This is a genomic window from Phycisphaerae bacterium, assembly GCA_028714855.1.
Taxonomy (GTDB): Bacteria; Planctomycetota; Phycisphaerae; order Sedimentisphaerales; family Anaerobacaceae; genus CAIYOL01.
Window position 1 is genome coordinate 120,205 of sequence record JAQTLP010000001.1, and the last position, 6,267, is coordinate 126,471.

A 6,267-nucleotide genomic window follows, 5' to 3' on the forward strand; every position below is an offset into this window, starting at 1 on the left:
GAACAAGAAAGCAAGCAAATGTCAAACAAAACGAATACTTACATAACAGGGCTGAAAGATAAAATCGGACAAGAGATTACGCTGGCGGGCTGGCTGTATCAGGCACGCTCAAGCGGCAAGATTCAATTTCTAATTATCCGCGACGGCACGGGGCTATGCCAGTGCATTGTGGAAAAAGGCAAAGTTCCAGAGAAACTATTTGACGAACTAAAGCATCTCGGGCAAGAATCGTCCCTGACCGTAACCGGCGTTGTTCGGGCTGATGAGAGAAGCGTCGGCGGCCACGAATTAGTCGTAACCGGCGCGAAAATTATCTCTCCAACGACCGATTATCCCATCACGCCAAAATCGCACGGCATCGATTTTCTTCTCAAGAACCGGCACCTGCATCTTCGCTCGCAACGGCCGTGGTGCATCGGGAAAATCCGTCATACAATCGTCGACGCCATCCGCAGATTTTTTAACGACAACGGTTTCACGCTTATAGACACGCCGATTCTTACAGGAATTATCGGCGAAGAAGCGGGCAGTCTGTTCGAGGTTGACTATTTCGGCGATTCTGTACACATGACCCAGACGGGCCAGCTTCATCTGGAGTGTGCAGCGATGAGCTTCGGAAGGGTTTACTGCTTCGGCCCGACGTTCCGGGCGGAAAAAAGCAAGACGAGGAGACATCTGACAGAATTCTGGATGGTCGAGCCGGAGGTCGCTTTTACTGACCTTGACGGCCTGCTTGAACTTGCTGAAAATTTTGTTTCTTTCATTGTAAAGCAAGTCCTTGAGAAAAATCCGCAGGAGCTGAAAGCACTCGGCGCGGACATCGCTTCGCTCGAAAAGATACAACCGCCTTTTTACCGTTTGACTTACACTCAGGCAGCAGAAATTCTAAAAAGCAAAAAGACAGAGGAATTTATGGCTGCCCAGCTAAATGAGTTTCAAGCTCAGAAGAAACAAATTGAAGACAAGATTTCTGCGCTTGAGACGGAGGCTAAGGGTTCAGTAAAACAATGGAGGCAGGATAAGATTGCCGCCGAGCTAATTGACCTTCGCAGCGAACTCGATGAGATAAACATAAAGATAGAGAACAACCCGAAGCACGCGAAGCTTGCCGCCGAATTTGTCTGGGGCAAAGACTTGGGCGGCAGCGACGAAACGATAATATCACTTATGCACGATAAGCCCATTTTCGTTACTCACTATCCAAGAGAAGCAAAGGCCTTCTATATGAAACAGGACCCGGAAAATCCGAAGGTTGTCCAGAATTTTGATATGCTTGCTCCTGCCGGCTTCGGCGAAATCATCGGCGGCTCGGCCAGAGAAGATAATTACGATTTACTGGTCGCACGAACCAAAGAGCAAGGTCTGACCGTTGAAAATTACAACTGGTATCTTGATTTGCGGAAATACGGCTCGGTGCCGCACGGCGGATTCGGTCTGGGCGTGGAACGAACTATCGCCTGGATTACAGGAGAAAAACATATCCGGCAGTGTATTGCTTTTCCGAGAATGATGGATAAGATATATATATAAGTTCGTAGTCGGTGGTTACATGACTTGTAATTCGCGATTTGAGTACTAATATTTCTTGCATACTAGCCGCAATCAACCTATTATCAGTATATCAGAGAAAGACCTTGCGACGAGTAAATCTTAGGCTATTGGGTTCAGGAGTCATCTTATGAAGGTTACAAAATTTCAGATTTTCGGCGCAATGTTTTTGGGGAATCTTATTTTTGGCTTTATCACCGGAGTAGGATGGTTTTTTCTATCTAGGGTTTTGGGATACAAGGTAGCAGGTTTAATTTTATTTCTGAGTTGGACTGCTATGGCAGTTATAAAACTTTTGAATAGCCAAGATAAGGGGGTTCTTGAAATCCACGGTAGTGGTGCGTTTGAAATGATTGCAGCCAATACATCGCAGATTTTAGGAATCACGACTCTCGGTTTTTGGGGAGGTATTGCTGGCTATGTATTGTATATGTTTACCATGGAAGTTTTAGTGCTTTTTCGAGCAAGAATACATCAAGTCGGTTCCACATTAGGTGCAGCTATAAACTTCCTGAAGAACGAAATCCCTATGCTGCTGCTTATTGGTCTCTTGTGCTATATTTTTGTGTTTGTAGCTCACTTAAAATTTCCTAAGCTATTGACCATCGGTGCCACCTCTACCTTTATGGATTATATCCGCTTATGTGTTAGCTATTTTCTTTGGATTGCCTTTGGATCAGGAATCGTTGCAGCTTATTTTTATCGACCCGAAAGTGAGTAAGTAAAAATGCATCGAAGAATGTTTCGCCCGACTCTTGTCTCGCTTGGGTTTTATCTAACACGAGACATATTTGTTCTGACCATGGCGGTTAGTTGCGGGTTTATTTATTTCTTTATTGAGTCAACTTGGTTTATAATTTTTCTTTCTGTATTGTTCCTGCTTTTTGTGATCTGGGACCTTTTTACATCACTTCCAATGGCTGCTAAATTTACCGTCGTAACTGACTCAAGCTTAGAAGTCGTTGGGTTTAGTTCACGTGTCGAAATCCATTGGGAAAACATAGAGAAGGTGCAGATTATTGAGAAATGGCATGGCTTTTTCTCGCCTCCGCGAACCGATAGATTAATACTCATGTATCCAACAAGGGAAAACATGGTGGCATTCAATTCAAATGTATGGCCAAGAGAAAATGAAGAGGACTTTCTGAGAATCCTCCGCGAAAAATCAAGTGAATATGGCTTTCCAATATCAACTGAGACGAACAACTGGTAAAATGTGCATCTCTGCCACCCCTAAAAATAGCTTGGCAGGGAGTGTTTTTAATCCACTTATATTTGGGTTTCTCCTTTGCGGTTTTAACTAAAATACAAACTCCCATTGGTATTGCTATAGTTCCACTATGCAGACTTGGCCGATACAGAAGCTCTCAAACTGGGTTGCAGAATACCTGAAGAATAAAGGTATTGATTCGCCAAGGCTAAATGCGGAGAATTACAACTGGTATCTGGATTTGCGGAAATACGGCTCGGTGCCGCACGGCGGATTCGGTTTAGGCGTGGAACGAACTATCGCCTGGATTACAGGAGAAAAACATATCCGTCAGTGTATTGCTTTCCCGAGAATGATGGATAAAGTATATATATAGCAATGGTACAGATTCGGCCCCAAAAATGGAATTGCAAGGTCGTCTATACATATCGGTATTCGCGTTATATGTGTCGATGCTGCTGGCGGCGGGAGGCTGTCAGCGGCCGCAGCAGGTTTCTGCGCTGATACCGGACAACCGGCTTCTTGAGAAGCAATTCGACAACCCACCCAAGATACGGCGAGGAAGCTACGCCAGCCCGACGACAGGCACAACCTTTTTGGATCTTGATACTCTTGGGCCGCACTGCTACAGATTTGAACGGCATGAGAAAAACGGCATAGTGTACACGTGTAAAGCAGGTCATGTTGACATTTCTCACGTGCGTGAGGCCGCTGACTGGACAGCTTACCTTGCTGCAGTGACCTACAAGCACCTGAATAACAGCGAGCCGGAATTCTCGTTCACACTTAAAGAAGGCTCTGTCTGTTTTATACACTTAACATACCCTGACAACTGGCAAAACCTGTCTGCGGAAGACAGAGAGCGTGCCGCTTTCGACCTTTCCGTAAATCTTGGGCGGTATTTCGGATATACCGCAGGCTCGTGGCACGAAATACTGACCTGGTTTGGTTATAAGTCCAAAGGAGTATTTCCGGAATTTCCGTCAGCATTTTCGTGGGAAGACAATTTTTCAAACCTACTCGGATGTGATATCGGCGTCGAGGCGCTTCGCGATGCAGAATGCACCTTCGATGAGGCGGTAACATACGCTATCGACAAATCTCTTGAAAATCTGGATGTCCAGTCTGCTGAGACGGCAAGGAGTGCAGCGGAAAAAGTAAGAGGATTATGGTTCGAAGGCGAAGTGCCGCCGTTTGTAGATATGAAAAGGAGAAATTTTGACATAGGGCTCGACAACGGCTTAATAACGCCGTGGCTTATCGATTCTACCTGCGGGTGCGAAGGAGCAAAAGCAGATTCGTATTCAGTCCCAAACACTAATTTTCTTGCTGAATACGGATTTTCGATGAAATTAGAAATTGAGCCGAGGGTATGGGAAAAAGACGAGATACTTAGCCTGGTTTGCCCTGATAAAAAGTCAAGAAATAAATACATTGAGCCTGACAAAGATTTTCCGGCCATCATGAGCGAGATAAAACGAGATTCGCAAAAACGTTTATTGTCTGCACGTAATTATCCCACATCTATCACTCGTCGATTACATCATTAAGACCTAACCAGATGACGACTAACGACATATGGACGATACAGAAGCTGCTGAACTGGGTTGCGGAATATTTGAAAAACAAGGGGATTGATTCGCCGCGGTTAAGCGCGGAGCTTTTACTTTCCTATGTGCTGGGATTAAAAAGGATTGAATTATACACGCAATTCGAAAAAATCGTTACTGAACAACAGTTAGACATGCTGCACGATTTGGTGGAGCGGGCGGGCAAACACGAACCGGTCGCATATTTAGCCGGCAAGACCGAGTTCTATTCTCTGGAATTAGAAATTACGGCGGATTGTATGATTCCCCGGCCGGAAACGGAATTGCTTGTAGAGCGAGCCATTGAATTTTTGCGGACGCGCAGCGGGAAGCGATTTGTCTGCGATTTATGCACGGGCAGCGGCTGCATCGCCATAGCGATTGCCCGAAACTATCCCGATTGCCGGATAATCGCAACAGACATCTGCGATGCCGCTTTAAGTGCAGCAGCAAAAAATGTCGAGAAGCACGGGCTCAAGGAGCGAATTAAACTTTTGTGCGGCGATTTATTCGACCCGATTGTGCCTCATCTTGATGCTGAAAAGTTTGATTTGATTGTCTGCAATCCTCCTTACGTAAGTGCCGCTGAGTTTGAAAAGCTCGATAAAAACGTGAAAGATTATGAGCCGAAGCAGGCGCTGTTCGCTGGGGACGATGGGTTAGATATTTATCGAAGGATTATTGAAAGGGTGAAACACTTTCTTAAGCCTGACGCGGCGTTGATGCTGGAAATCGGCTACGAGCAAGGACAGGCCGTCAGAGAACTGCTTGAACAGGTTAGGATTTTTGCTGAAATCACGATTGAAAAAGATTTTCACGACAACGACCGAATTGTAATCGCTAAAAAACCGGGGATTTAGTGCGAGATGTTGGTTTTTGGGGTAATAATGGAGGTGAATGGTATTAAAAGGAGAATTTAGGTAAGATAGGCAAGATAAAAGCCGTTAAAAACTGCGGAAAATCTGCTAAAAGGTGTGAGAAAAAGGGCAAAAAGTGTAAAAAATGTGTTTTTTATATAGTAATAATTCAAGATTTGGTGGTAAAATTCCCAAAATGAGGAAAACAAGATCTGTGAGCGATGTGGATTTGTCTGCGTCTGAGGCTGTACAAAAAATATATAAAATCGGCTAATTTTGTTATAACGCTTATCTTAAGCTAATATTTAATAATAGCCGATATAAGTCTTATAAATATAGGTATGGGTTGGCATTTTCATAACGAGTGACGGAGCGAAGGGCGATGATGACGCTACAACGATAAGTAAACGAGTAAAGCTAAGGAGAGCCGAAATGAAACCGTACGTCAAATCAATCTATCACAGTCTCATATCAGTAATTGTTATCCTTTTGTTGACTACTTCGCCAGCGTGGGCTGCTTTTGTCTGGAACGGCGCAGCAACACCTGACACTGACTTTGATACAGGCGGGAACTGGGTCGGACTTGCTGCACCAGCGGGAGCGGTTGGCGATTCTCTGACCTTTGGCGCCGCAGGAGCAGGATTTCGCACAGTTACCGGTGCTGATGGCGCGTATTCGACACTTGCAGGTATTAGTTTCGACGGCGCTTTAGGAGATTATTCGATAGCAGGGGCCGGAAGCTTTTCTTTTGATGCAGGGGTTGCAATTACCGGTGACAGCGGGTCCACGCAGAACCTCAACACTATCGGTATTGTTACTACCGGCGCCGGGATTGTTTTTGCCGGCGTCGATAGTTACACAGTCGGCGGCGTTATCAGCGGTACGAGCATTACTACTACAACTACAGGGACCCTTACGCTATCTGGAGACAACACTTATACGGGCGTAACTACTATTAGTGCCGGTACCGTGAGCGTTGGTACCATCGGTAACGGCGGCGTAGCCGGCAACCTCGGCCAAGCCACCAATGCCGTAGGGAACCTCGTTCTTGACGGCGGCACTG

At 45.5% G+C, this 6,267-nt stretch carries 7 protein-coding genes; all 7 read left to right on the top strand.

Annotation, left to right across the window (positions count from 1 at the left end; translation table 11 throughout):
• The first annotated feature begins 18 nt into the window (after nucleotides 1–18).
• Nucleotides 19–1,530, top strand: a complete 1,512-nt coding sequence (locus PHG53_00550; protein ID MDD5380116.1) for an asparagine--tRNA ligase — start codon at nucleotides 19–21, stop codon at nucleotides 1,528–1,530.
• A gap of 148 nt (nucleotides 1,531–1,678) precedes the next feature.
• The gene (locus PHG53_00555; GenBank protein MDD5380117.1) at nucleotides 1,679–2,269 is read left to right on the top strand and encodes a hypothetical protein; all 591 of its coding nucleotides are present in this window, start codon (nucleotides 1,679–1,681) and stop codon (nucleotides 2,267–2,269) included.
• Nucleotides 2,270–2,275: 6 nt separating this feature from the next.
• The gene (locus PHG53_00560; GenBank protein MDD5380118.1) at nucleotides 2,276–2,761 is read left to right on the top strand and encodes a hypothetical protein; all 486 of its coding nucleotides are present in this window, start codon (nucleotides 2,276–2,278) and stop codon (nucleotides 2,759–2,761) included.
• Nucleotides 2,762–2,936: 175 nt separating this feature from the next.
• Complete coding sequence (locus PHG53_00565) at nucleotides 2,937–3,134, top strand: hypothetical protein (protein MDD5380119.1); 198 nt, start codon at nucleotides 2,937–2,939, stop codon at nucleotides 3,132–3,134.
• Nucleotides 3,135–3,159: 25 nt separating this feature from the next.
• Nucleotides 3,160–4,308, top strand: coding sequence for a DUF4056 domain-containing protein (locus PHG53_00570; protein MDD5380120.1), 1,149 nt, complete (start codon nucleotides 3,160–3,162; stop codon nucleotides 4,306–4,308).
• 11 nt (nucleotides 4,309–4,319) lie between these two features.
• Nucleotides 4,320–5,207: a peptide chain release factor N(5)-glutamine methyltransferase gene (gene prmC, locus PHG53_00575; protein MDD5380121.1), complete on the top strand. Its 888-nt coding sequence runs from the start codon at nucleotides 4,320–4,322 to the stop codon at nucleotides 5,205–5,207.
• 429 nt (nucleotides 5,208–5,636) lie between these two features.
• Nucleotides 5,637–6,267, top strand: a 631-nt coding sequence (locus PHG53_00580) for an autotransporter-associated beta strand repeat-containing protein (GenBank protein ID MDD5380122.1), incomplete at its 3' end; no start/stop codon positions are given.

What these genes read in the sequence shown, in the direction of transcription:
- PHG53_00550 (MDD5380116.1), top strand. Translation starts at nt 19, where the DNA reads ATGTCAAACAAAACGAATACTTACATAACAGGGCTGAAAGATAAAATC.
- PHG53_00555 (MDD5380117.1), top strand. Translation starts at nt 1,679, where the DNA reads ATGAAGGTTACAAAATTTCAGATTTTCGGCGCAATGTTTTTGGGGAAT.
- PHG53_00560 (MDD5380118.1), top strand. Translation starts at nt 2,276, where the DNA reads ATGCATCGAAGAATGTTTCGCCCGACTCTTGTCTCGCTTGGGTTTTAT.
- PHG53_00570 (MDD5380120.1), top strand. Translation starts at nt 3,160, where the DNA reads ATGGAATTGCAAGGTCGTCTATACATATCGGTATTCGCGTTATATGTG.
- prmC (MDD5380121.1), top strand. Translation starts at nt 4,320, where the DNA reads ATGACGACTAACGACATATGGACGATACAGAAGCTGCTGAACTGGGTT.